The sequence below is a fragment of the Nocardia vaccinii NBRC 15922 genome (assembly GCF_001613305.1).
GTDB lineage: Bacteria > Actinomycetota > Actinomycetes > Mycobacteriales > Mycobacteriaceae > Nocardia > Nocardia vaccinii.
The window spans coordinates 48,555-75,006 of record NZ_BDCC01000061.1; the positions used below are offsets into that span (position 1 = coordinate 48,555).

26 protein-coding genes are annotated in these 26,452 nt (G+C 67.5%); 9 read left to right on the plus strand and 17 right to left on the minus strand.

All coding sequences use genetic code 11. From position 1 onward, the window contains the following. Positions 1–10: 10 nt before the first annotated feature. Positions 11–1,309 (minus strand): aldehyde dehydrogenase family protein, encoded by a 1,299-nt coding sequence (locus NV1_RS32395; RefSeq protein WP_067900180.1) that lies wholly within the window; start codon positions 1,307–1,309, stop codon positions 11–13. Between the two features lie 271 nt (positions 1,310–1,580). On the opposite strand from NV1_RS32395, the gene NV1_RS32405 reads away from it, so the two are divergent. Beyond that, complete coding sequence (locus tag NV1_RS32405) at positions 1,581–2,657, plus strand: AraC family transcriptional regulator (RefSeq protein WP_067900186.1); 1,077 nt, start codon at positions 1,581–1,583, stop codon at positions 2,655–2,657. Between the two features lie 57 nt (positions 2,658–2,714). Continuing rightward, a complete protein-coding gene (locus NV1_RS32410) occupies positions 2,715–3,305 on the plus strand; it encodes an HdeD family acid-resistance protein (protein ID WP_067900189.1) in 591 nt (196 codons plus the stop codon). A gap of 16 nt (positions 3,306–3,321) precedes the next feature. Here NV1_RS32410 and NV1_RS32415 read toward each other — a convergent pair whose 3' ends face one another. After that, positions 3,322–4,542: an acyl-CoA dehydrogenase family protein gene (locus NV1_RS32415; protein WP_084526079.1), complete on the minus strand. Its 1,221-nt coding sequence runs from the start codon at positions 4,540–4,542 to the stop codon at positions 3,322–3,324. Between the two features lie 131 nt (positions 4,543–4,673). Here NV1_RS32415 and NV1_RS32420 point away from each other — a divergent pair, with 131 nt between their 5' ends. Both NV1_RS32420 and NV1_RS32425 read left to right on the plus strand, forming a co-directional pair. Then, complete coding sequence (locus NV1_RS32420) at positions 4,674–4,937, plus strand: GlsB/YeaQ/YmgE family stress response membrane protein (protein ID WP_067900192.1); 264 nt, start codon at positions 4,674–4,676, stop codon at positions 4,935–4,937. Positions 4,938–5,109: 172 nt separating this feature from the next. After that, complete coding sequence (locus NV1_RS32425; RefSeq protein WP_067900195.1) at positions 5,110–5,658, plus strand: YceI family protein; 549 nt, start codon at positions 5,110–5,112, stop codon at positions 5,656–5,658. A gap of 39 nt (positions 5,659–5,697) precedes the next feature. Here the strand turns inward: NV1_RS32425 and NV1_RS32430 are convergent, their stop codons facing one another. Next, positions 5,698–6,741 carry an MCE family protein gene (locus tag NV1_RS32430; protein ID WP_067900368.1) on the minus strand — a complete coding sequence of 348 codons (1,044 nt, stop codon included), beginning with the start codon at positions 6,739–6,741 and terminating at the stop codon, positions 5,698–5,700. A 376-nt stretch (positions 6,742–7,117) separates the two neighbouring features. Here NV1_RS32430 and NV1_RS32435 point away from each other — a divergent pair, with 376 nt between their 5' ends. Next, the gene (locus tag NV1_RS32435) at positions 7,118–8,350 is read left to right on the plus strand and encodes an alpha/beta hydrolase (protein ID WP_067900370.1); all 1,233 of its coding nucleotides are present in this window, start codon (positions 7,118–7,120) and stop codon (positions 8,348–8,350) included. A gap of 3 nt (positions 8,351–8,353) precedes the next feature. Here the strand turns inward: NV1_RS32435 and NV1_RS32440 are convergent, their stop codons facing one another. Then, complete coding sequence (locus NV1_RS32440; RefSeq protein WP_067900197.1) at positions 8,354–8,704, minus strand: hypothetical protein; 351 nt, start codon at positions 8,702–8,704, stop codon at positions 8,354–8,356. A gap of 304 nt (positions 8,705–9,008) precedes the next feature. On the opposite strand from NV1_RS32440, the gene crcB (NV1_RS32445) reads away from it, so the two are divergent. Next, complete coding sequence (gene crcB, locus NV1_RS32445) at positions 9,009–9,500, plus strand: fluoride efflux transporter CrcB (RefSeq protein WP_084526083.1); 492 nt, start codon at positions 9,009–9,011, stop codon at positions 9,498–9,500. A gap of 4 nt (positions 9,501–9,504) precedes the next feature. Next, entirely contained in the window at positions 9,505–9,867 is a 363-nt protein-coding gene (crcB, locus tag NV1_RS32450) for a fluoride efflux transporter CrcB (RefSeq protein ID WP_067900200.1), read from the plus strand. Here crcB (NV1_RS32450) and NV1_RS32455 read toward each other — a convergent pair. From NV1_RS32455 to NV1_RS32470, 4 genes are all read right to left on the minus strand, one after another. Continuing rightward, positions 9,829–10,011, minus strand: coding sequence for a hypothetical protein (locus NV1_RS32455; RefSeq protein ID WP_067900203.1), 183 nt, complete (start codon positions 10,009–10,011; stop codon positions 9,829–9,831). The two genes, crcB (NV1_RS32450) and NV1_RS32455, sit on opposite strands and share 39 nt — an antisense overlap. A gap of 34 nt (positions 10,012–10,045) precedes the next feature. Then, positions 10,046–10,351 (minus strand): WXG100 family type VII secretion target, encoded by a 306-nt coding sequence (locus tag NV1_RS32460; protein ID WP_067900206.1) that lies wholly within the window; start codon positions 10,349–10,351, stop codon positions 10,046–10,048. A 10-nt stretch (positions 10,352–10,361) separates the two neighbouring features. Next, complete coding sequence (locus tag NV1_RS32465; RefSeq protein WP_169813459.1) at positions 10,362–10,862, minus strand: YbaB/EbfC family nucleoid-associated protein; 501 nt, start codon at positions 10,860–10,862, stop codon at positions 10,362–10,364. 70 nt (positions 10,863–10,932) lie between these two features. Beyond that, positions 10,933–15,003 carry a WXG100-like domain-containing protein gene (locus NV1_RS32470; RefSeq protein ID WP_067900212.1) on the minus strand — a complete coding sequence of 1,357 codons (4,071 nt, stop codon included), beginning with the start codon at positions 15,001–15,003 and terminating at the stop codon, positions 10,933–10,935. Between the two features lie 198 nt (positions 15,004–15,201). Between NV1_RS32470 and NV1_RS32475 the strand changes: the two genes are divergently transcribed. After that, complete coding sequence (locus NV1_RS32475) at positions 15,202–16,611, plus strand: sensor histidine kinase (protein ID WP_067900376.1); 1,410 nt, start codon at positions 15,202–15,204, stop codon at positions 16,609–16,611. On the opposite strand, the gene NV1_RS32480 is transcribed toward NV1_RS32475, so the two are convergent. The 7 genes from NV1_RS32480 to NV1_RS32510 all read right to left on the minus strand — a co-directional run bounded on the left by NV1_RS32480 (position 16,525) and on the right by NV1_RS32510 (position 24,596). After that, positions 16,525–17,247, minus strand: coding sequence for a response regulator transcription factor (locus tag NV1_RS32480; RefSeq protein ID WP_067900214.1), 723 nt, complete (start codon positions 17,245–17,247; stop codon positions 16,525–16,527). The two genes, NV1_RS32475 and NV1_RS32480, sit on opposite strands and share 87 nt — an antisense overlap. 90 nt (positions 17,248–17,337) lie before the next feature. After that, positions 17,338–17,538 (minus strand): hypothetical protein, encoded by a 201-nt coding sequence (locus tag NV1_RS32485; RefSeq protein WP_157117510.1) that lies wholly within the window; start codon positions 17,536–17,538, stop codon positions 17,338–17,340. A gap of 223 nt (positions 17,539–17,761) precedes the next feature. Then, positions 17,762–21,028: a tetratricopeptide repeat protein gene (locus NV1_RS32490; RefSeq protein ID WP_157117511.1), complete on the minus strand. Its 3,267-nt coding sequence runs from the start codon at positions 21,026–21,028 to the stop codon at positions 17,762–17,764. 357 nt (positions 21,029–21,385) lie between these two features. Continuing rightward, the gene (locus NV1_RS32495) at positions 21,386–22,384 is read right to left on the minus strand and encodes an LLM class flavin-dependent oxidoreductase (protein WP_067900225.1); all 999 of its coding nucleotides are present in this window, start codon (positions 22,382–22,384) and stop codon (positions 21,386–21,388) included. Between the two features lie 112 nt (positions 22,385–22,496). Then, positions 22,497–23,813, minus strand: coding sequence for a glycosyltransferase 87 family protein (locus tag NV1_RS32500; protein ID WP_067900229.1), 1,317 nt, complete (start codon positions 23,811–23,813; stop codon positions 22,497–22,499). An 81-nt stretch (positions 23,814–23,894) separates the two neighbouring features. Beyond that, positions 23,895–24,182 carry a hypothetical protein gene (locus NV1_RS32505; RefSeq protein WP_067900230.1) on the minus strand — a complete coding sequence of 96 codons (288 nt, stop codon included), beginning with the start codon at positions 24,180–24,182 and terminating at the stop codon, positions 23,895–23,897. Between the two features lie 36 nt (positions 24,183–24,218). After that, a complete protein-coding gene (locus tag NV1_RS32510; RefSeq protein ID WP_067900233.1) occupies positions 24,219–24,596 on the minus strand; it encodes a DUF5313 family protein in 378 nt (125 codons plus the stop codon). Positions 24,597–24,783: 187 nt separating this feature from the next. Between NV1_RS32510 and NV1_RS32515 the strand changes: the two genes are divergently transcribed. After that, positions 24,784–25,239, plus strand: a complete 456-nt coding sequence (locus NV1_RS32515; RefSeq protein ID WP_067900235.1) for a MarR family winged helix-turn-helix transcriptional regulator — start codon at positions 24,784–24,786, stop codon at positions 25,237–25,239. Positions 25,240–25,259: 20 nt separating this feature from the next. Here the strand turns inward: NV1_RS32515 and NV1_RS32520 are convergent, their stop codons facing one another. Both NV1_RS32520 and NV1_RS32525 read right to left on the minus strand, forming a co-directional pair. Then, positions 25,260–25,589, minus strand: coding sequence for a hypothetical protein (locus tag NV1_RS32520; RefSeq protein ID WP_157117512.1), 330 nt, complete (start codon positions 25,587–25,589; stop codon positions 25,260–25,262). Positions 25,590–25,644: 55 nt separating this feature from the next. Continuing rightward, positions 25,645–26,385, minus strand: coding sequence for a TetR/AcrR family transcriptional regulator (locus tag NV1_RS32525; RefSeq protein ID WP_067900241.1), 741 nt, complete (start codon positions 26,383–26,385; stop codon positions 25,645–25,647). Positions 26,386–26,452 lie beyond the last annotated feature (67 nt).

Below are 26,452 nucleotides of genomic sequence, written 5' to 3' on the forward strand. Positions count from 1 at the left end.
GGAAAACGTGTTACACGTGGAAAGCGGTGGCCAGATGCACCGATACGTCATTGATCGCGATCCGCCCGGCGGTCAGCCGCGCGGCCACATCGTCGGCGGCGGCATCGTCGGCGGTCCACACGCTCGCGCACGGTGCGAACGGATCGTTGGCCAGGGTGATCGCCTGTTCGGCATCGGCGACGCGGACCACGGCCAGAATCGGTCCGAGCGTCTGCTGATTCAGCACCGCCATCGCCGGATCGGCGTCCGCGAGCACGGTCGGCTGCACGATGTGCCCGTCGCCGTTCCCGCCGACGCGCACGCGCGCACCCTTGGCGAGGGCATCGGCGATCTGCTCTCGCACACAGTCCACATGCGCCGCCGAGGTCATCACCTCCACGGAGGTGTCGTCGGGATCGTGCGCGCCGAAGGCGACAACCTCCTCGACCAGCCGATCGAGAAATACGTCGTAGATCGCCGATTCGACGAACACCCGCTCGATACTGGCGCAACTCTGTCCCGATCCCGCGAGCCCGCCCAGCGCGATACCGGTCGCGGCACGACCCATATCGGCCCCGGCCAACACGAGTGCCGCGGATTTCCCGCCGATGTCGAGGCGACACGGGATGAGCCGGGAGGCCGCGCGCAGGGCGATCACCTTGCCGGTTTCCGGTGATCCGCCGAAGTGGACGGCATCGACCACATCGACCACTGCCGCCCCGGCCTCGGCTCCGGCGACGAATTCCAGGACCGGCGGCGCTCCCAGATCGAGCCAGCCGGTGACCAGGGCACGCATCGTCAACGGCGTCACCGAGGACGGCTTGACCACTACCGCGGATCCGGCCAGCAATGCCGGAATCACGTCCAGCAACGGCGCGGCCATCGGGGCGGTCCAACCGGAGATCACCCCGACGACCGCACAGGGACGATGAGCTACCGCCAGCCGCAAGGCCGCGTCCGGCGCCCGGCCGGTACGCGCGTACGGCAGGGCCAGGAAGTCCGCACCGCGGGTGCGGTGATAGTCGAGCGCATCGATGCCGAGGCGGAACTCCCGATGCGCCGCCGCGGCCGAACGCCCCGTCTCGGCCGCGAGCACCGCGGCGATCGGCTCCTGGTTCTCCAGCAGCCAGTCGCGGAAGGTGGTGAGCCAGTGCGCCCGGCCCACGACGCCCATCGCGCGCCACCGGCTCTGCGCCGCGCGCAGACGGGCGACGCTCGCATGCACTCGGTCGGGTGTGTGCATCGGCAACGTACCCAGAATTCGTCCGTCGGCGGGTGCGGTGACGGTGATCCAGGAGTCCCTGGCGGCATTCGAGGGAATCGAAAACATTCGTGTTCACTCCGGTCGCGATGGGATGGCGGTATCCGCTCCGCGAACACACAGCTCGCGGGCCGATCGAGCAAACGACCGGGTCGAAAGGATTGTCCGAACGCGGTGCGGCATACGAGAAACCGTATGGCTATCGAGAACGTTCGACCAGTGCGGTTTGGGCCAGAAATCACCGAATATGGGACGCCGGCAGCAAACTTACCGGCGAGTAAAGTGTACGGCCGCACCGTATTTCGCCACGAATCGCCGCCGATTCTGCGAGGATTCGCAGGTGAACGATGCGAGAACGTCGCAGGAGTCCGGCCGCTTGCGGTCCATCAGCGGTGCGGCGTTGCTGGTGGAATACGCCGTATCGCGCGGTCTGCCGGTATCGTCCCTGCTGTCCGGAAGCGGCATATCCGAGAACCAGTTGCAGGATCCCGGCACCGAGATCACCCTTGCCCAGGAGATCACGTTGACCCGCAACGTCGTCGGCGCGCTCGACGACGAGCCGGGCATGGGCCTGATGGCCGGACTCAATTGCCACGCACCGAATTTCGGCGTTCTCGGCTTCGCCGCGATGAGCAGCCCCACGCTGCGCCGGGCCGCGGAGATCGCATTGCAGTACGCCGATCTGTCGTTCACGTTCGCCCATCACACGCTCGAGGACCACGGCCAGGAGTTCTGGTTCATCCGCGATGATCGCGCGGTGCCCGCGGACCTGCACAGATTCGTGCTCGAGCGTGACCTCGCGGCCATCGCGACGGTGGCCCAGGACGTACTGGGCTCCCGGTTGCCGATGCTGCGGGCGGAGATCGCGGTGGAGCCGCATCCGATCTACGAGATGTTCGGGACGTTGCTCGGGATCGACAAGATCGTGTTCGGCGCGGAGCGATCGGTTCTGATCGGCAACACCAGCGCCCTGGATCAGCCCATGCCGCAATCGAATCCGGTCACCGCGCGGTACTACGAACGTCAGTGCGCGGATCTGATCCAGCAGCGCCGTAACCGCACCGGCCTCAGCGGTCAGGTGCGCGAATTGCTGATCCGGCACGGCGGTGTCGCCGATCAGGCGCATATCGCCGCGGATCTGGATGTCAGCGTACGGACGCTGCGCCGGCGGTTGGCGAGTGAGGGCACCACGTTCCGCGAGGTCAGCAACGAAACCGTCGGATTGCTCGCCGAGGAGATGCTGATCGCCGGGCTGACGGTCGAACACGCCGCCGAACGTCTGGGCTATGCCAGCGTCTCGGCGTTCACGTCGGCCTTCCGGTCCTGGCGGGGTCAGTCGCCGGGACAGTTCGCCCGCACCCACCGCGGCCGGACGGCCGCGCACGTCCGACGAACGCGGGTCAGCCCAGCATCGTGATCTGATCGAGTTCAGCTAATGATCCGCTAGTGGTTGAACCGGATTTATCCTGCCCACATGACAACCAGCAAAGAGGGAGTAACCGAGGGTCCGCTGCATCTCCTGGCTCGCGGTGCGTGGCAATCGCTGCTGGTCATCGGCATCCTGTCGGTGGTCATCGGCCTCATGATCCTGATCTGGCCGGGGCCGACGCTCGTCGTCGCCGGAATTCTGTTCGGTTTCTACCTGCTGATCTCCGGTGTGCTGCAACTCGTCGCGGCGATGGGACCGCACTTGGGCGCCGGATGGCGGGTGCTGTCGATCGTCAGCGGCATCCTGTCGTTCATCCTGGCCGTGTTCTGCTTCCGGCACATCGGCGATTCGCTGGTGCTGCTGGCGCTGTGGATCGCGATCAGCTGGCTGTTCCGCGGCATGTCGGTACTGATCGGCGGCACCGAGACGCCCGCGGGCACACCGGGTAAGGGTTGGACGATCGTCTTCGGCATCCTGCTGCTGATCGGCGGCGTGGTCATCGTGGTGTGGCCGATCCACTCGATCACCGCGCTGACCCTTCTGACCGGCTGGTGGCTGCTGTTCATGGGCATCATGGAGGTCGTGGAGGCATTCCAGGTGCGCAGCGCGGCCAAGCACACACCGACCGCGGTGTGAGCCGCGCCCGCGGCCGTCAGCGAATCTGCGGTTCCGGCAACGGGTCCGCGTGGCTCGCGGACGGCCGCCGCGACATGCGATAGGACGACGGCAGGCCCAGGGTGTGCTCGCCGATGTAGTTGAGCACCATCTCCCGGCTCACCGGCGCGGTGCGCATGAGCCGCGCGGTGAACCACATCTCGGCCAGGCCGTACTCCGGAGTGAGACCGTTACCGCCGTGCACCTGGATCGCCTGGTCCAGCGCGCGCAGCGAAGCCTCGGCCGCGGCGAATTTGGCCATATTCGCCGCGGCGGCCGCATCGTGACCGGAATCGAACTGCTGCGCGGCCGATCGAGTGGCCAGGCGGGCGAGTTCGACAGCGATGTGACATTCGGCCAGCGGATGCGAAATACCCTGGTGCGCACCGATCGGCACCGACCACACCCGACGGTCCTTGGCGTAGTCCACGGCCTTGGCCACGGCGTACCGGCCGATGCCGCAGCTGATCGCCGAGGCCAGAATGCGTTCCGGATTGAGTCCGGCGAAGACCTGCGGCAATCCCTTGCCGGGCAGCCCGATCAATGCCTCGGGACCCAGCCGCACCTCGTCCAGAAAGACCGTGAACTGCCGATCCGGCGAGACCACCGCGGTCGGCAGCGGTTGCAGCGTAACGCCTTTCGCATCGGCGGGAACGACGAACAAAGACAACGGATTCCGGCGATCATCGGGCACGTCGACCGCACGGGCGACGACCAGCAGCGCATCGGCCTCGTCCGCGGCGGAGATGAAATACTTTCCACCCGAGACGATCCAGTCCGGCCCGTCGGCGCGAGCGAAGGTGCGCAGGGCGTGGCTGTTGGATCCGGCATCGGGCTCGGTGAGCGCGAAGGCCATCTTGCGGATGCCGTCGGCCAGGCCGGGCAGCCATTCGGCCTTGAGCTCCGGCGAGCCGTGCGCGGTCAGGATGGATCCACAGATGGCCGGTGAGATGACCGTGAGCAGCAGCGGGATACCATGCGCGGCAAGCTCTTCCACGACGATCGACAGTTCGGTCTGCCCCGCGCCGCCACCGCCGTATTCGACCGGCAGATGCACACCGAGCATGCCCGCGGACCCCAGATCGGCCCACAGTTCATCGAGTTTCGCACCGGCGCGTGAACGCTCCAGAAAGTATTCCGCCCCATATTTCGCCGCGATCTGCGCGACGCTGTCGCGAAGCAGGCGCTGATCGGAGCTGTCGACGAGAAGACCCTGCACGGTTGCCCCACTCTCCCTCGGCTCAACCGTACCCGACGTGATCGGCCCGGCGGTCCGAATCGCCCTATGCCCGTTCGAGTCTTGCTACCTTGAGAGCACCCGTCCAGCAGTTCACTCCAGGAGGCGACATCATGAGCATCGTCTGGATGATCATCATCGGTCTCATCGCGGGTGCCATCGCCCGTCTACTCGTTCCCGGCAAGGAGAACTTCGGCTGGATCGGCACCATCGTGCTGGGCGTGGTCGGCGGATTCGTCGGCGGCACGTTGGGCAGCCTGGTGTTCGCTCCGCACAAACTCAGCTTCCGCCAGCCGGTCGAGCACACCTTCATCGGCGCGATCGTCGGCGCGGTCATCCTCCTGGTCATCTACAAGTTCGTGCGCGCCCGCACATAGCCGGCTGTCGAGCGCTCGGTCGCCCTGGCAAACCGCCGGTGCGCGGCCCGGGGTGAACCGGTCGGAGGTGTGCGGCCATGAGGCGAATAAACGCTGTTCAGGCCCCGAGAACACCCTAGACTGTCGGCATTCATGCAGTAGGCCATCGGACGCGAACCGATAGGAGAACCTCATGACCACCGGCACCTCCAACGCATTGGCCGCGGGCACCTGGGTCATCGACCCGGCCCATTCCACTCTCGGCTTCACCGTGCGACATCTGATGGTGAGCAAGGTCCACGGCCGCTTCTGCGATTTCTCCGGCCGGCTGATCGTCAGCGAGGACGGTACCGCCCGCGCCGAGGCGCAGATCCAGGTCTCCTCGGTCACCACCGACAACGAGCAGCGCGACGCCCACCTGCGCACCGCCGATTTCTTCAAGGCCGAGGAATTTCCGGTCGCGACGTTCACCACCGCCGATTTCCGGATCGAGAAGGGTGAATTCGACGTCGACGGCGAATTCACCATCCGAGGCGTCACCAAACCCATCACCCTCGAGGTCGAATTCCTGGGCAGCAATCCGGGGATGGGCGCTGGGCCGGTGGCCGGATTCGAGGCCAAGACGGTCATCAACCGCCGCGATTTCGGCATCACCATCGATATGCCGCTGCCCGAGGGCGGCGCGGTGATCGGCGACAAGATCACTCTCAACCTCGAGATCGAGGCCGGTTTGCAGAGTTGAGCTTTCCTGAGCCGAACCGGTCCCGCGGATCGGTCCGGCTCAGGGGCGGCACACCGCCGAATGGGAGTCGCCGCCGATCCGGGTCAGGATTCCGCGCGGCAGCAGAATGCCGTAGAGCGAGATGTCCAGGCTGCACACGTAGGCGGACGCGTACGCACCGTCCTGGCTCGCACCCCCGACATCGGACAGCAGCGCGGGCAGATCGATTGCGACCTGATCCAATTGCGCGCCGTGCGAGAGCAGCATGGTCAGCGCGTCGTGGGTGGAATCCTGCGCCTGCGCGATCTTCGGCTGAATCCGCGTCACCAGCTGTTCCATCGAATTCGTCGCGCCCGCGATCTGTTCGGTCGAGGCCAGCAGCGACTTGCCCTGCTGATAGAGGCCCCCGACCAGTGCGCGCGTCTGGGTGATCAGGGTTTCCAGCTGGTCTCCACGCGCGGCCAGACCCTTCATCACCGCCGACAGATTGGCGATGATATCGGCGAGGATCGCATCGCGACGCTCGAAATCCCCCGCCAGACCCGCGGCCTGGGTGATGAACGCGCTCAGTGAGACGCCGCTGCCCTGCAACGCCTGGATCAACGTACTGGTCAGATCGTTGACCTGGGCAGGTTGCAGGGTTTGGAACAGCGGCTCGAATCCGTTGAGCAATGCGGAGATATCGAAGGACGGTTCGGTCTGCGACAGCGGGATCGATCCCCCGGCCAGGAGCGGCGTAGGTTCGCCCTTGGTCCCGGGCTCCAGTGCGACGTATCGTTGACCGATCAAATTCTGGTATCGCACAAGGGCTTTGGTGTCGTGGTAGAGATGCTGGTCGCGCTGCACCCGAAAACGCACCGACGCCACATACTTACGGCTCGCGGGATCGCGCACCGCGCTGATGGCGTCGACCTTGCCGACCCGGACCCCGCTGATCCGCACATCGTCACCGGGATGCAGTCCGAGCACATCGGTGAATGTCGCGGAATAGCTGTCGGTCGGGCCGGAAACGGTGTGCGCGAGCGTATTCCACATCATCACGATCACCAACAGGGCCACGAGTCCGAAGACGGCAAAGCCGATCGCGCCCCGGCGTTCCTTCATCCGCATGCCGGGCATCCGTCCGCAGCTACCGACCCGAGCACAGCACGCCTCCTCGAACCTTGCGGTGGAACCGGATTACTGGCAACGACCACGCTGGTGACGCACATTTTGGCTACGACGCGGCAAATGCGAGCACTGTAGCGAATGCGCGCCGAACCCGGACCTCGCCACGCCGCCGACCCGCGCGCCGCATTTGCACCGCGACTCGTTGTCACCCATGATTTGCGGGTCGCCATATCCGGGCATTCGCACCCGCCGGGCGGGCATATCGCCCGGTCCGGGCCGCCGTCGCCCGTTTGCACAGCCGATCGGCTCGCCCGGCGTCATCGTCGCCGGTCCGCGCAGCTGGGATCCACCACCGGAGGTCAACACGGTCATGTCGAATATCGATCAGGCTCCTGAGGCCGAACGACGAGCAGCGCACCGGGCGCGGCCGCGCCCGGTGCTACCGCGCCTCGCCTCGGCCGTGGCCTGGCTGCTGTGTGTCGCGGTGATCATCGGCGGTGTGGTCTTCTTCGCGCCGAGGATTACGGTCGAACCGATCCAGGACGTGGTGGGCGCCGTCGGATCGGCGCTGGCGGCGGCGACGCTGTGGTTCGCGTTGGCCTGCTTCCTGTGCGTGGTCATCGCGATCGCGTCCTGGCACAGCCGCAAACCCTGGCGGCTCGCGGCCGGGTTGATCGCGGCGGCGCTGGCTCTCACGGTCGTGCTGGTCCCCTGGCTGAGCGCCTGGCGCACCGCGACCACGCACGGCACCACGGTGTCGTGGGCCTCGTTCTCCGATCAGGGGCCACACCGATCACCCACGCGGACAACGACTTTCGCGACCGTCGACGGACAACCCCTACAGTTGGACGGCTATCTCCCCACCCAGCCCGCGGCGGGCGCCCCGGCGATCGTATTCGTACACGGCGGCGGATTCATCAGCGGCGATCGTGGTGCGAGCAACAGCTGGTTCAGCTGGCTGGCCACGCAGGGGGTCGCCGTCCTCTCCATCGATTACCGGCTCGCCCCACCGGCCCGCTGGCAGCAGGCCACCGGCGATGTCAAATGCGCGATGGGCTGGGTCCGTCAACATGCTCGAGAATTCGGGATCGCACCGTCGAACATCTCGGTCGCGGGCGATTCGGCGGGCGGAAATCTCGCGCTGATGGCCGCGTACACGGTCGGCGATCCACAGTTCCCGCCGACCTGCGATGTGCCCGAGGTTCGGGCGCGCTCGGTGATCGCGCTCTACCCGCTGACGAATCTTCCTGCGGCACTCGATGATACGCGGATGCCCTTCGCGATACGCACCATGCTCGACCGCTACGCCGGCGGCAGCGTCGACCGCTACCGGGACCGCTACCTCGCCGCCTCGCCGACCGAACACGTCACCCCGGGCCTGCCGCCCACGCTGCTGGTGCAGGGCGGCAGCGATCATCTGGTGCCGGCGGACCAGTCCACCCGGCTGGCCACCGCACTCGATGCCGCCGGAAACCCGGTGCAGTCGCTCGTGCTGCCGTGGGTGGACCACGGGTTCATCGCGCAGTGGGGCAGTTGGGGGTCACAGCTGCTGCGACCGCAGCTGACCAAGTTCATCCAGCGGCATCTGATCGCGGCCGGGTGAGAGTCAGGCCGCGGCGGCCCTGGTCAGCTGTCGGCGCACCGCTTCGGGATCGGCGACGTCCAGCACCAGCCGGGTGAAATCGGTCCCGGACAGCTCGATGCGCACCCCGCGCCCGTCGAAGAGCGTGTCCCAGAATTCCTTGCGGTGCTTACCGCGGAAGATCCCGGCCGCGATGACGCCCGGGAAGAAGGTGCCCGGCGCACGCACCCACGGCGGGCGCAGATCGACCTCGGCGGGCGCGACCTCGGTGATATTCGACAGGTCGAAGGTGACCTGCTCGCGCAACGAAAGGAACCGGTGTGCGCCGAGTACGTGAACCGTAACCGTCGTCCCCGTGACCTCGATTTCGACCATCGCGCACCTCGCCCTCGCCGGTTCCTGCTACTCGCACCAGCATGCGTCGCGCGCCTGACCGGAGCCTGTGGCTTTCCTTTGTTTTCTCTCAGATTCGACCGACGTCCCCTCGGGCATCGAGTAGGCCGAGTAGGGCGGCGCGAGTGAAGATCACCACAACTCGTCTGACGAGCCATTCGAGCCCGCTACTCTGTACCGACGTGGCGGTGGGGCTCGCCACTTCCGCCAGCGGGAACAACCGCGGTCACGCACCGCCAACAGTCCCTACTTGACCAGTGCTTTCATGTTCGAGTAGGAGTCTGTCGTGCCCGAAGTGCGTCTTCCCGACGATGTCGCCACCGAAGTGAATGCGCGCCTCGGCTGGTTTCGTGAGCACGGACCGGTGCTGATCGTCGTGGCCGTGGGCGGCGGGCTCGGCGCCGAGGCCCGGTTCGGTGTATCCCGGCTGTTGCCCACCCGGCCCGGCCAATTCCCCTGGGGGACCTTCCTGACGAATGTCCTCGGCTGTTTCGCCATCGGCGTGCTGATGGTGCTGATCACGGAGGTCTGGGCCGGGCATCGGCTGGTACGGCCCTTTCTCGGCGTGGGTTTCCTGGGGGGTTTCACCACCTTCTCGACCTACGCCGTGGAAACCCGCGGCCTGCTCCAGCCCGGAACCGTGTACGTGGCCTTCGGCTATCTGGCCGGAACCCTGATCGCGGCCATGCTGGCGGTCCTGGCGGCTGTCACGCTGACACGAACAGTGTTGTTGCGCAAGCAGATTCACAGCGCCGACACCGACGACGGACAGGCTTGAACCCGTGACGACCATCCTGATCTTCCTCGGCGCCATGCTGGGCGCGCCGGTTCGCTACCTCACCGATCGCGCGATCGGCGCACGCCACGACAGCCCGTTTCCGTGGGGCACTCTCACGGTCAATCTGACCGGCTGTCTGATCCTGGGCGCGCTCACCGGGGCGGCCGCCGACATCCGGGTGCTGGCCCTGCTCGGTACCGGCTTCTGCGGTGCGCTGACCACATACAGCACGTTCAGCTTCGAGACATTGCGGCTGCTGGAACAGCGCGCGTACTTCTACGCGACGACGAATGTGCTGGTCAGCGTGATCTCCGGCCTCGGCGCGGCGCTACTCGGCTACACCGTCGCCCACGCCCTGCTCGGCTGAGCGCGGCCGCGCGGGGGCGGACAACCGCACCACGCCGCCGTCGAGGTCCAATTCGAGACGTGGCCGGTGCGTCTGGCCGTCGCCCGCCTCGCCGTCCTCGTCGGTCAGCTTCCTACCCGGGAACATTTCGCCGATGACACCCATAACCCCACGATAACCTCGGCGTGGCGGCCTCGCGTCAGTGGTTGGCGTGCCCCGTGTCGGCATTGCTCAGCTCGTCGGCGGCCTCGCGCTGGCCGGAGGCGAAGGTGCCGAAGGTGGTGGCCAGATCGTTGATGCCTTCGAGCAGGTTCTTGCTGACCGCGATGTAGCCCTTGTCGCCGTCGGCGAACTTCTTGCCGAACGAATCGTTGCCCCACGGCGCCTGTTTGGCGTCCACCGTGGACTGCAGGCTCCTCAAGGCGGTCAGGATGGATCCGTGGATCCGATCGCAATCCGCTGCGGCAGTACGCAATTGGTCGGGATTGATTTCGACACTGGTCATCTTTGCGTCCTCAGTGGTCCGTATCGGCGATCAGCGGCCGTTGTTCGTCGTCGTCCTCGAAGTTGCCGCGCAGGTGTGGCGGCTCCGTCGAAGGGGGCGGCGCGGGCGGCAGGATATCCTCCAGATCCGGTGCGCCCTCGATGATTTCGGAGAGTTTCGGCAGCCGCGATCTACGCTCGATCAGCGGTTGCATGAGTTCGCGGCTGCGATTGCGCACCCCTTGCATCGCTGCTTGCGCGGCGGCGGTCACGTACTCGGCGAGCTCCTCGTAGCTCAGATCCGAGACCTCGCTGCCGAACTTGGTTTCCACCACCATGCCGTCGGCATTGACCGTCACCTGCACGCGGTCCTCGCCGATCGACGCCGTCGCCGTCAGCTCGGAACGCCGCTGCTGCAGGTCGGCGATACCGCGCATCTGGTCCTGCAGTCCCTCGAGCATCGTGGCCACATTGGCCGCCAACCGCTCGTTGACCATGACACCTCCACCGTAGGCTCTGCCCATCAAGCTCATCGCACGACGGTGAATAAGACGTGTCGCACAAGGAAATCCGATCCGACGTCGACACGATCTTCGATCGTCACTAGAGCTTGAATGCCACGTCCACATTCGAGGGGCCGGACGATCCGCTCCCGCCGGGATCGGTTCCCGCCGGGTTGGTTCCGCTCGGGTTGGTACCGCTCGGATCGGTTCCCGCCGGGTTGCTTCCCGCAGGATTCGTTCCGCCCGGGTTGTCGCCGAACGGGTTGTCCCCGAAGGGGTTGCCTCCGGAGCCCGACGCGCCCGAACCCGTCGCACCCGGCCCCGATGCCCCGCCCGGACCCGTCGCACCAGGGCCGGTGGGACCGCTCGCCCCGTCCAGCCACGTGTCGGCACTCGGCGCGGTCGGCGCCTCGTACGGCCCCGGCAGCTCTCGCCACTCGGGTTCGCGCTTCGGACGGGTCTTCGCCTTCATATCGGTCGACTTGCCCAGGAAGTCGTCGTCCCGGTTCGGCGCGGCCGGAGCCGCCGGGGGCCCGCCGGCGGCCGGAGCCGGACGAGCCGGATTCCGCGGCGGAACCGGCGGAGGCACCGGCGCCCCGACCGGACGATTCGGATTCCGCGGCGGAGGCGGCGGCGCCGTGCGGTCGCCCCCACCTCTGTTGTCGGCCGGCGCAGCGTAGAGCGAATCGTCGTCGCTGGAGCGGCCGCGCATACTTCCCGACGAGAAGAGCGAATCGTCATCGCCCATGCCGGTCCGGAAATTCGGCCGGAAGCCGAAACCGTCGTCGTAGCCCCCTTCTCCGAAGCGGCCCGGCCGGAAGATGTAACCGCCACCGTTCTCGTCGATTCCGAAGCGACCCGGACGGTAGACGAATTCGTCGTCGCTACTTCCGAAACTCGGCATCCTGAACCGTCCGGGATTCGACGGCCCCCCGCCGAGCGCACCGGACATGTGGTTACCGAATTCGTCATCCGAGTGATCACCACCTCGGAACGGTCTCGGAATGTAGTGCTCGCTATCCGAGTCATCACCACGGAACGGCCGCGGAACGAACTGCTCATCATCCGAACCACCGCCCCGGAACGGCCGGGGAGTGCCGCGTTCGTTGCCGCCCCCCAGGGCGCCGGGAGCCGAACGGATGCTCAGGTTGTCGCCGCCGCCGCGCGCGACGCCGCCGGTGCCGAAGGGATGCGGAATGTCCTCGATGTCGAACCCGCCTCTGCGGCCCGCAGGCCCGAAGTAGATCGAACCGTCGTCGCCGCGGTAGAGCTCGAAATCGTCCTCGCCTCGGCTGTTCGGCCGGAACAACACCTCGTAGTCGGAGATCTGGTCGGAGCCACCACGCCTTCCCGAGAATCCCGGGAACTCGTCGGCACTGCCACGGGAGTTCCGGTAATCCGACAGATAGTCGTAGAAGTCCGATTCGTCATCCGAACCGCGACGCGACACCGGGCCGCCGCGCAGGTTCGAACCGCCCTGCTCGGAATTGCCACGTGACGGCGTGGGTGACTTGAATCCGCCGTCCACCGAGGACTCGAAGGAGGTCGGCGGTTTCTTCGGAGTTTGCTCCGATTCGCCGCTCATACCCGCACGCGGCGGCACCGGGGTCTGTTGCTCGTTCGGCCGGAACACCTGATCGTCGCCACCACGCAACGATCCGGGCGCGGACCCGCCGCGGAATCCGCCACCGCGGAACCCGTCGTTGCCGACCGGGCCGATCACCCCGCTGTCGCGGCCGCCGCCCAGCGACGCGGGCGCGGATCCACCACCGGGGAACAGCGTCTCATCGAAGTTCGGCCGGAAGCCGTAACTCTCGTTGTCCGACCCGATCGACTCGTCGTCGCGATTACCGCGCAGTGACGGCGAAACTTCCCGACCGCCCCCGAACAGATCACCTTCCGGACCCATCCGGAACATCCCGCCCTCTTCGCTGTCGGAGTTGACCGACTCCTGGCGAGGGGGACGAATCAGATCGTCGTCCGGCACCATTCGCAGGAACTCGTCGAGGGACGACTGGTTGGACCGGCCGCCGACGGAGCCCTGCTCACTCTCCGCGGGCGGCCGTATCGTCGGGTTGCCCTCGCGGAGCTGCGGGGGTGCGGACAGGGACCGGCCGCCGCCGCGCCCGACCTCCGTGCCGAACGACCTTCCTCGCATGCCCGTGTTGTTCGTGGACCCGTCCCCGAACAGGCCGCCGCGCGCGGTCGACCGGCCGCCGAGGAGATTCGACGACTCGCCGAGTGCGGGCCCGCGGTACTTCCCGCCGCCGATTCCCGAGGTGAGACCGGACTTCCCGCCACCCGAGCCGGGCGTCAACTCGGACTTGCCACCACCCAGGCCGGGCGTGGTCTGGGTCTTGCCACCACCCAGACCGGGCGTGATCTCGGACTTCCCGCCACCCAGGCCGGGCGTCAACTCGGATTTCCCGCCACCCAGGCCAGGCGTGATCTCGGATTTCCCACCACCCAGACCGGAAGCCACGTTCGACCTCCCGCCACCGAGGCCGGAGGTCAGCGGCGACTGACCGCTCTGCCTCGACGTGGGCGCGGGGAACAGGTCCGAGTTGCCGCGCCCGCCGCCGAGAGTGGACCCCTGACTCCGGCTGTCGACCGGGAAGCCGCGCTGTAGACCGCCGTTACCGCGCAGGCCCGAACTCCCGCCCAGCTGCGAACTGTTGGCAACCGGACGGATCACCGTCGACGAACCGTCCTGCGTCCCACCGGTCCCCCGCAGCCCCGACGACGGAGCAAGTTGTGCGTTGCCGCCGCCACGACTCGATCCCAAGGGCTGCATCTCGATCTGGTCGGAGCCACCGTTGGTTCTCGAATTAGTCTGCGGTGCAGGGTGATTGGTCGGCCTCGCGATGACCTGGCCGGTGTTACCGGCGGTCGTGTTGGTCTGCGCTCCGGTATTCCGCGTGGTGTTGCCACCCGTGGTCGTATTACCACCGGTGGTCGTGTTGCCGTCCGTCGTGGTGTTGCCACCGGGCCGCGTATTGCCACCGGTGGTGGTGTTGCCACCCGTCGTGGTGTTGCCACCGTTCGTGGTGTTGCCCGCGTTCGGATTCGGACGATCGGTCCGCTTGACCTTGTTCGTCGCCTGGTTCTTCATCCACACCGAGTACCGCAGATCGTCGGTGGTCGGTACCGTCCGCTTGACGAACGTGCCGCGCGCCGCGCCGACGATCGCACCACGCGAGATACCGCCGACCCAGCCCATCGGTGAGCCGAACGCTCCCGGGCCGTAGGCGGCCGCGGCGACCATATTCCCGAAAAGCGTGCTGGTCGCGCCCGAGACCGCGCCGATGCTCGCGCCGCGCAACACCGCCCCCGCCGGGTAGGCGATGCCCTTGCCGAGCGGGATGTTCATCTTGGCGAGCGAACTGCCCAGATACTTGTCCATCCCGAAACCCATGTAACGCGCGACCTCCCGACCGGGTATCGAACCGGCGGCCGACGCCGCCATCGAGACGCCGAATTCCTTCCAGTCGAAGCTGTGCCGCTTACCCGCCGCGATCTGACCGACCTGCACCGCGCCGTCCATCAGCGCCGAGGTCGCCGCGCCCTCGAGGATCTTGACCGTGTAAACGCCGAATCCCTTGGCGCTGGGCATGATCAGCTTGCCGCCGCTGAGCAGCTCCTTGAAGTAGTAGCGCTCCTTCATCGCCGAGGCGCCCAGGCGCTGAGCCAGCCGCTCGACGAAGTTCTGGACGTAGTCCTCGACGATCTTCAGCACCGAGCGGGTGGTCGCGATGGCTCCGGCCTCCACGGCCGGCGCGGTCGGCGGGAACGTCCACGCCCAGATGATCTCGGCCGCCAACCAGGCCAGCGACAGGATGATGGTGAGCTTGGTGGCCTGCAACTGGGTGCCCATATCGAAGGTCGAGTCGGATACCTCCTGCAACATCTCGGCCAGCGTCTTGACCGAATGGTCGCCGTTGATCAGGTCATCGAATTTCGCACCCATGCTGTCCGCGCCCGCGCCGGCGGGGTAGGCCTTCTCGGTATCGGATTTCGCCGTTTCGACGTCCGGTTCCAGTGCGGACAGGGCCTGCGCGGCGGCCTTCCACGCGTTCGACAGGGCCCACATGGCGTCCTCGTCGCCGTCGGGCCAGGCGGTGCCCGCGATCCAGCCCAACCAGCGCAATTCGGGCGGCATCTCGAGCGTCATAGAGTCATCTCCCCCCACGCTCTGCACCCGGCCCTCGGATCTTGCTTACCAGGAGACCGGACTTCAGTGAATAACCGATGGCGCACAAGGAAATTCGACAAGGCGAACGATCCTCGTCCGCACTGCCCGCGCGACGCGCCCGCGAACCACCGGTGAACCGTGCGCGCCGAAGCGGCCGTGATATCGCATGATGGGCAGGTGAATGGGATCCCGGTCTGGCTGCGGCCCTCGCGTTGGGGGGTGCGGATCCGGTCGGCCATGACTGCCGCGCTGGTCGTCGGCGTGGTGCTGCTGATCGCCGCGGGCGCGATGCTCGGGCTGCTGCGTCGCTCGCTGATTCACCAGCTGGACGTCGCCGCCGACACCAGGACCAGCCAGATCGCCGACGAACTGGGACACAGCGACGGCCGTAAGGTCCCGGACGGGCTGCTCGCCGTCGAGGGGCAGGTGGTGGCGGTGCAGGTGGTCGCCCCGGACGGCCGGATCGCCTGGCGGTCGGCCGATAAGCTGAGCACTCCCCTGACCGATCCGCAGTCGGCCGGAACTCCTGCCGTCGGACTGCCGCCGACCAGCGATTACGACGAGGACCTGCGCGTCGCGGCACGCACCGTGAGCACTCCGCGCGGGGATTTCACGATCCTGGTGGCGGCGGACACCGAATCGGTCGAACATGCCATCGGCGAGGTCGCCGCACTCCTGGCGATGGGCGGGCCACTGGTCGTTCTCGCCGCTGCGGCGGCGACATATCTTCTGGTCGGGCGGTCGCTGCGCTCGGTGGAGGCGATCCGGTCGCGGGTCGCGCGGATCGGGTCCTCGGCCCTGTCGCAGCGTGTGCCGGTGCCGGCGGCCCGCGACGAGATCGCCCGCCTGGCCGAGACGATGAACGAGATGCTCGCGCGGGTCGAGGCGGGACATCGGGCCCAGCAACGCTTCGTCGGCGATGCCTCGCACGAGCTGCGCAGCCCGCTGGCTACCATCACCGCGGCCCTGGAATTGGCCCGCGATCGGCCACAAGCGCTGGACCGCGATCTCATCGAGGGCGCGCTGCTGCCGGAGACCGAGCGGATGCGCCAACTGGTGGAGAATCTACTGACCCTGGCCGCCGCCGACGAGCACGGCCTCGAATTGCGCACAGGCGAGGTGGATCTGGACGATCTTGCCGATGCCGAGGCGGGCGCGCTACGGCTGCGCGGTGATGTGTGGGTGCGCACCGCGATCGTGCCCGTCCGGGTGATCGGCGATCGGCCGAGACTCGCTCGGGCACTGCGCAATATCGCCGACAACGCCGCCGCACACGCGCGGGCCCGGGTCGCGATCGGGCTGGAGAGCGACGGTGCGCACGCCCGCATGATCGTCGACGACGACGGCCCCGGCATCCCGCCGGCCGACCGCGAGCGGGTATTCGGACGTTTCGTGCGCCTGGACGACGACCGGGCCCGCAGCAGCGGCGGGTCCGGCCTCGGGCTGGCGATCGTATCGGAAATCGTTGCCGCACACGGTGGGACGGTCATGATCGACGAATCACCCTGGGGTGGAGCCCGTTTCGTGCTCGAGCTGCCCGTTGCCGGTCCCCTCGGGATCGAGCAGACGATAACCGACGCCACGTAGTGTCTCGATACTGCTGCGGCCGAAGGGCGCATCTATCTTCTTGCGCAGATATCCCACGTAGACCTCGACCACGTTTTCCGGACCGTCGTAGTGCACATCCCAGACGTTGCGCAGGATTTCGGCCTTGGTCAGCACGTTTCCCTTGTGCCGCAACAGGAATTCCAGCAGTCCGAATTCCCGTGGGGTGAGTGTGAGCGAGGTGTCGCCGCGATGCACCGAGCGCCGGGCCGGGTCGAGCACCAGATCGCCCGACCGCAGCCGCACGGGCTGCTGAGGCGCGCGCCGCCGCAGCAGTGCGCGCAGCCGGGCGATCAGCACGACGAACGAGAACGGTTTGGTCAGGTAGTCGTCCGCGCCCAGGTCCAGGGCGTCGACCTGGTCGTAGTCACCGTCCTTGGCGGTCAGCATCAGCACCGGGGTCCGCACATCCTGTGCGCGCACCCGGCGCAGCACCTCGTATCCACTCAACCCGGGCAGCATGATGTCCAGCACCATGACGTCGAAGTCGTGTTCGGTGGCCCACCACAGGCCGTCGACGCCGGTCGCGGCCAGCTGGACCAGGAAACCCTCCAGCTCGAGCCCGCGACGCAACGTCTGCGCCAAGCGCGGTTCGTCCTCGACCACCAGCACCCGCATCGCCCCAGCATGCAACATCGGCCGTTGTGCCCGGCGGCACACCCCCGATTCGGCCGTGTTCCGAAACGATCGTCGCTACCGCCGCCGCGGTCAGGCGCTGCCGGGGTGACGCGCCTGGTCGTACCACCGGTGCGGAATCGACCAGTCCCATTCCGGCTCCGGTCGGCCGGCCTGTTGCCGTTCGCGCAGGTATTCGCCGTAGACCTCGGCCGCGCCGAGAGTTCCTCCCAGCATGATCAGTCCGGACATGATGTGGTGCCACACATCGGCTTTCGAGATGCGTCGTCGCATCGGTTCCTCCTGTACGCCCGGCTCGCAACAGTGCGACAGCGCCGCCGTGCCCGCGGTTCGGTTCACCCGGCCGAGCTCGTCACGCCGTGTCGATCCTGACGTGCGAGCGCCTCCGGGCGGGGCGCTTTGAGGGAAATTCCCCTCGGGTGCGCCGCTCACACCTCCGATGCGCGACGGGCGACGTCGATCTCGGCCACGGGCATATCGCTTCCGGCGTGGCCGGTCACCGACCCCAGCGGCGAGTGAGGTTGTCGTCCAGGTACTTTCGAGTGGATTCGGTGAGCGGATGGCCGGGACCCAGTATTCGGGTTCTGGTCGCGAGGGTGTGTTCGAGGATGTGTACGGCCTGATCGTGGTCGCCGTACAGGTGGTACGCGACGCCGAGATTGTGCTGGGTGTTGAGCGTGAACGGATGTTCCGGGCCCAAGGCGCGCTCGCGTCCCGCCAGAGTCTTCAGGATCATGTCGATGCCCTCGGCGAAGCGCCGCGCGTTGACGTAGGCGAAACCGAGATAGTGCCGGATGGTCAGCGTATCGGGATGCTCCGGACCCAGCGAGCGGTCGCGGATATCGGCATTGACCACGTGCAACAGGATCGCGTCCTCGTATCGGCGCACACCGGAGTAGGCGACGGCGAGATTGCCGCGACTGTTGACCGTGTCGGGATGCTCGAAACCCAGGACACGCTCGCGGGCGGTCAGCGTCTGCTCGAAGAGCATGATCGCCAGATCCTTCTGTCCCGCCGATTGGTAGGCGTCCGCGAGATTGTTGCGGGAGATGAGCGTCTCGGGGTGATCGGGGCCCAGGGTGCGTTCGCGGGCGGCCAGGATGCTCTCGTGCATCGTCAACGCCTCGCGGAGGCGTCCGGTCGCCTGGTAGGCGGCCGCCAGATTGTTGCGGGTGGTGAGCGTCAGCTTGTGATCGGGGCCCAATGTCCGCTCCCGCCGGGCGACCAGTGTCTCGTTCAGCGACAGGGCATCGGAGCTGCGCCCCGACTCGGCGTACGCGCGAGCCAGCATGACCCCGGCGACCATGGTCTGGTCGTGGTCGGTGCCGTATCGCCGTTCCCGCTGGGAAAACATGCGTTGCAACAGCGGAACGGATTCGGCGTGCCGATCGGTCCTGGCGTACGCGTCACCGAGGAACAGGCGAGCGGTGTCGACCTCGGCGTGATCGGAACCGAGGCGGCTCTCCCGATCGGTCAGCACGCGAATCAGCACCGGGATCGCATCGGCGCATCGGTCCGCTCCGTGCAGGCTCACGCCCAGCAGCATGCGCACCTCGTCGGTCTCGGCGTGATGGGCGCCCAGGCGGCTCTCCCGTTCGGCGAGTACGCGTTCGAGCAGCGCAATCGCATCGCGGTACCGTTCCACGGCCCGATAGCTGCGCGCCAGGGCCAGGCACACATCGGCGACCTGCTGCTCCTGATCGGTCAGGCACCGTTCGTACGTGGCCAGGAGTTGTTCGAGCAGCGGAATCACCTCCGCATGGCGACCGGCCTTCACGTGCGCGTGGACCAACTCCCAGCGCAGCCTCGCCGTCTCGAGATCATCTGGACCACACCGTTTTTCCTGGTCTTCGAGCAGCGAGGACAACAGGGCGATGCCGTCGGCGGCACGCTCGCCGACGCCGATGTACGCCTGCGCCAGGCGTTTTCGGGACGTACGGGTCTCCTGGTCGTCCGCGCCGCGCACCCGCTCGTTCACCAGCAGGGCGCGCTCGAACAGCGGCACCGCCGCCGCGCGCCGCCCGAGATTGAACAGCGAGTACGCGAGCAGGGTGCAGGCATCGGCGATTCGGCGGTGGTCGGGGTCGAGCGTGCGTTCGGCAGCCGCCAGGGTCTGCTCGAGCAGCGGAAGCGACTCCTCGTACCGTTCGGCCTCCTGGTAGATCCGGCCGATTTCCTCGCGGTGCAGATCGAGTTCCGGATCGTCGGGCGCGAGCACCTTCTCCCACTCGGCCAACAGACCCTCGAGCAGCAGCAGGGCGGTGTCGCGTTCGCCGACGTGGTGGTGCGCCCGAGCCAGATGTCCGCAGGCCTCCAGCGCCAGCGGGTCCGCGTCACCGAGCAGGCGCAGCCGGTCGTCGGCGATGCGTTCGAGCAACGCCAGCGCCGGTTCGTGCCGTCCCGCCTGTAGGTAGGCTGTGGCGAGAAACTCACGGGCCGTGAGGGTTTCGGCGTCATCGGGACCTGCGAGACGTTCCTGATCCGCCACCACGCGCTCGAGTTGAGCGACGGCGTCCTCATGACGTCCGGCGCTCCGGTAGGCACGAGCGAGGTTTCGGCGGATGCGCTGCGCCTCGGAATATTCCTGGCCCGGTTGGCTTTCCGCTAGGGCCAGCGTGCTCTCATACAGCCGGACCGCCGAATCATGGTTTCCGGCAAGGTGATACGCGACGGCCAAATTGTCCCGGGCCGCGGCGGTGTCGGCATGCAGTTCACCCAGCAGGGCCGTGCGCTCGGTCAGCGTGCGCAGCAGCGCGGCGACATCGGTCGCCGCCGGGGCGACCGAGTCGTGCGGACCGGCGAGCGCGCGGACCGTCCGGATCGCCGAGTCCAGCGCACCGCGATCGCCCAGCCGTCCCCGGATCACCCGGGCCAACCGGGGATGCATGAGCACCGTGCGGCGATCGGTCGAATAGACCAGGAGCGCACCACGCAGACAATCGTCGATCGCCATCTCGACCACCTCGCGACCGGTGTCGTCATCGCCGACCAGCCCGTACAGCGAGGCCAGCGGGGCCCGTCGGCCGGGCAGCACGGCCACCGTCTCGAGCAAACGCCGCAGCAGACCGGACTCGTCATCCAGCAGCACACTCTCCACCGCGATCGCCAGCGCGGCCTCGACCCCGCCGGATCCGAGCAGCTCGAGATATCCGGGATAGTCCAGCCGCTGCGATGGATGGCGGCGGCGCAGGCGGATCGCACTGGCCGCCACGGCCAGACCCAGCGGCAGATCGCCCAGGGCCCGGGCCACCGCATCGGCTCCGGCGTCGTCGTCCAGTTGGGCCCGGCGGCGCAGATAGGCCACCGACTCCGCGCGGGTGAACGGCTCGATGAGCACTTGCTCACCCAATTCCGCTGTGGCGCTGGTTGTTCCGATGACAATCACGCGCGCCGACGACCCGGCGGGCAGATAGGGGCGCACCATCTCCGGGTCGCTCACGGTATGCAGGATCAGCAGATTCGCACCCGGCCGTGCCGCCAGGGCGGTGGCCAATCGGCGCGCGGACCCCACCGCATCACCCGGTTCGGCGACACCGAGCCCCTCGGCGACGGCAAGCAGTCCGGTGAGCAGTTCGGATTCGGTGGCGGCGGACACCCATCCGACCACGGTCGTGCCCATGGCGATCGCCGTCCGGGCGCATGCCGCGGCGACCTGCGTACGCCCGACTCCCGCATCGTCGTTCGGAGCGACCAGCACCACGACCGGGCTCCGCCCGAGCGCCTCGCGTACCCGCCCGACGACCTCGCGGTCGGCGAAACCCATTGGCTCGTCCGGTATCTCACCGATTGCCGGTACGTGAACGGTCGCTTCCCCGATCGACATCGGCGGCCCCCGAAACCTCTTCTTCGAACAGAACGACGAGAAGCGCCGGACCCACGACGCCCCGGCCAAGTTAACACTGCCGCGCCGGCGCGTGAACACCGCTTCTCACCACATCTGGTGAGGCGGTACCCATCCGTACCTCGACAATCCGGCATTCGCGACAGATCCGGCGGCCTCGCGGATCCATCCCGGTGTCCGGTCCCGGACCGTCGACTCCGCTGTCACCGCGCAGCCGCCACGCCTGCGATGTCATCAATCAGCATGTACCCCAACAGGATCGGTGACGGCCGCGCGAGATCAGCGGGCGGTCGCGGCGACTGCGGCGCCGGTGAGTTCGACCGAGCGGATGCGGTCGGCGATCTCGGTGGCGTGGTGGACCAGGATGAGTTCGTCCGCGCCGATGGAGGTGGCGAATTCGTTCAGGTAGGCCAGGACGTCCTCGGGCAGGCCGACGGCGGTGTACTTGGTCATCTCGGTCAGGTGGCGGCCGTTGGGCGAGGCGAGGAACGCATCGATCTCCTCGTCGGTGAACGGGACGTCCCCCGCGCCGCGACGGATCATCATCCGCGCACGGGCCCGGTAGGCGACCGCCCGCTGCTGCGCCGCATCCTCGTACGTTTCGGCGGCGAAGACGTTCACACCGGCCATGACGTACGGTTCGGCCAGTTGTTCGGAGGGCCGGAAGTGATCCCGATAGACCTCGACCGCGCGGTGCAGCGCGTCGGGGGCGAAGTGGGAGGCGAACGCGTACGGCAGCCCCAATTGTGCGGCCAGCTGCGCACCGAACAGCGAGGAGCCCAGGATGTACAGCGGCACAACGCCTTCCGCCCGCGGCACGGCCTGCACGCCCGGAATGCGGGTGTCCCCGGTCAGATAGCCCTGCAATTCGAGCACGTCCTGCGGAAAGGTGTCGGCCGAGGAGTGGTCGCGGCGCAGCGCGAACATGGTTTTCTGATCGCTACCCGGCGCGCGGCCGAGCCCGAGGTCGATCCGCCCCGGATACAACGTCTCCAACGTGCCGAACTGTTCGGCGATCACCAGCGGTGAGTGATTGGGCAGCATGATCCCGCCCGCGCCGAGCCGGATGCTCTCGGTCTGCCCCGCGACATGCCCGATCAGCACGCTCGTCGCACTCGACGCGATCGACCCCATGTTGTGGTGCTCGGCGTACCAGACCCGCCGATACCCGCTGCGCTCGGCGGCGCGCGCCAGCGCCACGCTGTTGTCGAAACTGTCCCGTGCGGTCCGACCGGGTGCGATGGACGCGAGATCGAGGATGGACAGGGCGAGGGGCATGCGTCGCCGCCTTTCGAGGATCGGTAACCGGAGAGACTCACCGGATGGAACGTTCCGGAACCTGCCGCGCATTCCGCGAGCGCCCGGACAGCCCGGCGGCCGACTCCTCGATTCACCCGAGCGACCGTGCCCCGCCGGCGACCGGGCGCGGCTCGTCGTCGGACACGAACTCCCGCGATGCCCGGTCACCGGACCGGCCGCGCACATACCCGGCAGCGGCAACGAGCAACGCGAGGGTGAGCCAGATATAGGCGTTGTGATACAGCGTCGAATGTTCGTGATAGTCGAAAACGCTGCTCGCTCGCACACCCGACAGCGGCAACACCCCGCCCGAAGCGATCACCGCCGTGATCACCGCGATCGGCACGGTCCGCACGCCGGGCCGCCGGATCGCCAGTTCGGCCAGCACGATCAGCGCCGGGAAAAGGAACACCCAGTGATGCACCCAGCTGTACGGGGACACCGTCGTCATGGTCAGCCCGCACAGCGCGACGGCGGCCAGTTCCTGCCCCGTGTGCGCAAGCCGCCGGGCCAGCGCCAGGCTGATCACGGCGATCGCCAGCGCCGCGATCAGCCACAGCAGCTGATGAATTCCCGCGACGCCGACGGTGCGGGCGAGCAGTCCGCGCAACGACTCGTTGGAGTCGTTCTGCGGCACGCCCACCCGCGCGGGATCGGCGAACGCGCCACTCCAGAACGTCAGCGAGTCGCGCGGCATGACCAATGCCCCGACCAGCACGGTAGCGGCGAATCCGCCGATGGATGCCGCCGCCGCCCGATACCGCTTGGTGGCCAGCAGATACAGCACGAAGAACGCGGGCGTCAGCTTGATTCCGGCCGCGACGCCGGTCAGCGCGCCTTTCCAGCGCGACGAATCCGGCAGCGCCATATCCACCAGCACGAGCATCAGCAGCAGGATGTTGACCTGACCGAACGCCATGGTCTGCCGGATCGGCTCACACCACATGGCCAGTCCGGCGATCGGCACGCCCAGCAGCGCCATCCGCAGATCCCGCCGATACCCCAGCATCGATAACGCCGCCCATGCCGACACGACGACCATCGCGGCGTTGCCCAGCCCCGCGACCCAGGATCGCAGCACGCCGGCCGCCCCGGCCAGCGGTACGAACAGCAGGGCCGCGAACGGCGTGTAGACGAACTCCATCACACCGCGGGTATGTCCGAGCAGCGGCGTATCGTAAAGCGAGATCCCTTGGGACACACGATGTCCCGCGATCTGATACACCCCGAGATCGGTCAGGTGCAGCATCAGCCGCGGCGCGCGCAACACCAGCTCGAGGTAGTACCCGCCCGCGATCACCCCCGCCGCGGCGACGGCAAAGCAGACAGGAATCGCAATCGCGCGACGCGACGGCCCGGAATGGACCGCGGACGGCATCGTCGGTATCTCGATCGTCGGCAACGACACATCAACTCCAGCATTGGACGCCCGTGCGCCCAACACCGTAGCGAGCCCTGCGCCGACCGGCGCACCCGGCTGCCACGCGCCTCACTCGAGCTGCGGCTCCCATTGACTGGGATGGCCGTCCACGGACGGGTCGTAGAGTACGACGAACCGGAACTGCCGCGGGGCCGAGAGCGGGAACGGCCCGACGCTCAACTCCTCGCAGGTGTAGCGGTCGCTGCTCATGGTGCGAACCCAGGTCGGCGGACCGCCCTGCTGATCGAGCCATTTCTGGAACACGGACCGTGCCGGTTTGGCGGCCATGATGACCGACATCAACGGTAATGCGTCGAGTTCACCGGCAGTGGAGACGAACCGAAGACTCTCACTCATGCCGGAAATCTTCTCACCTACCGGCCGAAACGAGGGTCAGCCGCGACCGTGGCTGCGTTCGTAGGCTTCGCGTTCGACCGCGGCCCGGTCGCGCGCGGCCGCATCGGCCAGCGCCGGATCCAGGCCGTGCTTGGCCAGCCGATAGCGCCGGTAGACGTAGGTCAGCGCGATGGCGAAGAACATCAGCGGCAGGAAGATCAGCGCCATCATCGCCCCGCCCATCCACAGCGGGCCCGGCACCAGCAGGAACAGGCTGAGCACCAGAAACAGCGGAATCATCAGCCGCAGCAGGTAGCGACGGGATGCCCCCGGACCGGTGAGATCGTTGCGCACCCACTCGGACATCGACTCGGGCAGCGTGCCGCCACAGACGTAGCGCAATCGCTGTAGCGGGTTCGGCGTCCGGTCGCTCATCGCCCTCTCCTTCGGGTACGAGAAGTTCGTGCACTAACTATTAACACAAAAGAAGTGTCGGTACATCCGCGCCGGAGCGCTTCAACAGTGCGTCCACCTGTGATGTTCGTTGCACTACGCGATCCACACACCTACGATTCGTGTACTAATTGTTAGTAGATGGGATCGGCGAAGGAGAGGCGGAGTTGTGACGTCCCGCATCGATGATCCGCTGCGCTTGGATCGCCAGGTCTGCTTCGCGCTGGCGCTGGCGAACCGTTCGGTTCTGGGCATCTACCGCCCCTTACTCGAACCGATGGGCCTGACCCATCCGCAGTATCTGGTCATGCTCGCCTTGTGGGGTGAGTCACCGCTCTCGGTCAAGGAGATCGGCGAACTGGTCCAACTCGATTCACCGACGCTGTCCCCGCTGCTCAAGCGCCTCGAAGCCGCCGGATACATCACCCGCCGCCGCGACACCCGCAACGAACGCGCCCTGGTCATCGATCTGACCACCGCCGGGCGTGCGCTGCGCGCCCGCGCGGAGCAGATTCCCCCCGCCGTCGTGGAACGTCTCGGCGTGAGCATCGAGGACCTCGAGGAGTTGCACGCGGTCCTGAGCCGGGTCAACGCCGCCGCCCGGCGCGCGGCCGCGGTCCAGTAGCGATCCCTTCGCCCGGCTGCTCAGCCGATCGTGAACGTCGCGCTACGCCCGCGAGCGTCCAGACGGCCGTCTCCCCAACTCGCCCCGGCATAGGCATCGATCTCGATCGCGTACTCCCCCGCGATCAGCTCCGCGGGCAGCCGCACCGATGCCTGCGCGCGCCGGTCGACGAGGTCCAGATACCGGCGCGAGCCGCTCTCCCCCGGACCGACCAGGAACACCCGCGCGTACTGGAATGCCTTGTGCGAGGCGGATTCCGAGGCGGGCGACCACCGCACGTCCAGGACATCCGGATCGGCGGCAGCGACGAGCACCCGCAGCGGCTCCCATCTCCCGGCCCGATCCCTCACGGCTTCCTTCTCTCCGCTGCACCGAAAACGTCCGAGCAGCACACGATTACGATGCTCACTCGTCCGCGGCCAGGCGATCCAGCCACTCCGTCAGCAGCTGCTGTTCGGCCGCGCTCAACGAGGTGCGTTCGGGCAGTGTGGCGCGCAGTGTGCGCGCAGTGCCGGACACCGTCGAATCCTGAACTGCCGGTTCACTGTTCGTCACGGCGGTGACCATGGATTCGCGCAGCACCCGCAGCAGCGCCGGATCGCGCCGATCCGGCGGCAGGGACAGCCAGGTGAACACCGCCCCGAGCCCCGAGGCATGGATGGCCATGACCGCGATCTCCTCGTTCACGCGCAACCACCCACCCGCTGCCAGGCGGCCGACGCGTCCGCGCAGAATCTCCATTCCGGCACGGAAGGCGGCCGAGTCGCTCCGCTGCGGCTCGCTGTACATCAGTGTGTAGAGCGCGGGATTGGCCAGGCCGAATTCGACCGCCAGATCCCATCCGTCGCGCAGATCCGCGATCGGGTCCGCCGGTTCGGGGTCCACATGTTTGGCCGCGAGGAAGGCGGCGAAGCCGTATTCGGCCACCGCGTCGAGCAATCCGTCCTTGTCGCCGAAGAGCCGGTAGATGGCCGGGGCCTGCATGCCCGCGGCGACCGCGACCGCGCGGGTGGTGACCGCGTCGCGGCCCTCGCGTTCGAGCAGTTCGATCGCGGCCTCGACGACCCGCCGCCGAGGCTGGTCGTGACCTGCGGTTCCGGTACGGGGTTCGACCGAGGCGGCCTCGGAGTGCGGACGTGACGGCATATATCAACGATAGCGTCTTGCCGATTCCAGCGTTAATATCAGTGATACTCTAATTTTGATATCAACG

Bases quoted from the DNA above. Each gene is read 5' to 3' on its own strand.
- NV1_RS32480 (WP_067900214.1), bottom strand. From the start codon at position 17,247: ATGCGGGTGCTGGTGGTCGAGGACGAACCGCGCTTGGCGCAGACGTTG.
- NV1_RS32395 (WP_067900180.1), bottom strand. From the start codon at position 1,309: ATGTTTTCGATTCCCTCGAATGCCGCCAGGGACTCCTGGATCACCGTC.
- NV1_RS32465 (WP_169813459.1), bottom strand. From the start codon at position 10,862: ATGAGCTTGATGGGCAGAGCCTACGGTGGAGGTGTCATGGTCAACGAG.
- NV1_RS32425 (WP_067900195.1), top strand. From the start codon at position 5,110: ATGACCACCGGCACCTCCAACGCATTGGCCGCGGGCACCTGGGTCATC.
- NV1_RS32460 (WP_067900206.1), bottom strand. From the start codon at position 10,351: ATGACCAGTGTCGAAATCAATCCCGACCAATTGCGTACTGCCGCAGCG.
- NV1_RS32485 (WP_157117510.1), bottom strand. From the start codon at position 17,538: ATGCGACGACGCATCTCGAAAGCCGATGTGTGGCACCACATCATGTCC.
- NV1_RS32505 (WP_067900230.1), bottom strand. From the start codon at position 24,182: ATGAGTGAGAGTCTTCGGTTCGTCTCCACTGCCGGTGAACTCGACGCA.
- NV1_RS32410 (WP_067900189.1), top strand. From the start codon at position 2,715: ATGACAACCAGCAAAGAGGGAGTAACCGAGGGTCCGCTGCATCTCCTG.
- NV1_RS32435 (WP_067900370.1), top strand. From the start codon at position 7,118: ATGTCGAATATCGATCAGGCTCCTGAGGCCGAACGACGAGCAGCGCAC.
- NV1_RS32470 (WP_067900212.1), bottom strand. From the start codon at position 15,003: ATGACGCTCGAGATGCCGCCCGAATTGCGCTGGTTGGGCTGGATCGCG.
- NV1_RS32525 (WP_067900241.1), bottom strand. From the start codon at position 26,385: ATGCCGTCACGTCCGCACTCCGAGGCCGCCTCGGTCGAACCCCGTACC.
- NV1_RS32420 (WP_067900192.1), top strand. From the start codon at position 4,674: ATGAGCATCGTCTGGATGATCATCATCGGTCTCATCGCGGGTGCCATC.
- NV1_RS32430 (WP_067900368.1), bottom strand. From the start codon at position 6,741: ATGAAGGAACGCCGGGGCGCGATCGGCTTTGCCGTCTTCGGACTCGTG.
- NV1_RS32490 (WP_157117511.1), bottom strand. From the start codon at position 21,028: ATGGGTTTCGCCGACCGCGAGGTCGTCGGGCGGGTACGCGAGGCGCTC.
- NV1_RS32440 (WP_067900197.1), bottom strand. From the start codon at position 8,704: ATGGTCGAAATCGAGGTCACGGGGACGACGGTTACGGTTCACGTACTC.
- NV1_RS32455 (WP_067900203.1), bottom strand. From the start codon at position 10,011: ATGGGTGTCATCGGCGAAATGTTCCCGGGTAGGAAGCTGACCGACGAG.
- NV1_RS32495 (WP_067900225.1), bottom strand. From the start codon at position 22,384: ATGCCCCTCGCCCTGTCCATCCTCGATCTCGCGTCCATCGCACCCGGT.
- NV1_RS32510 (WP_067900233.1), bottom strand. From the start codon at position 24,596: ATGAGCGACCGGACGCCGAACCCGCTACAGCGATTGCGCTACGTCTGT.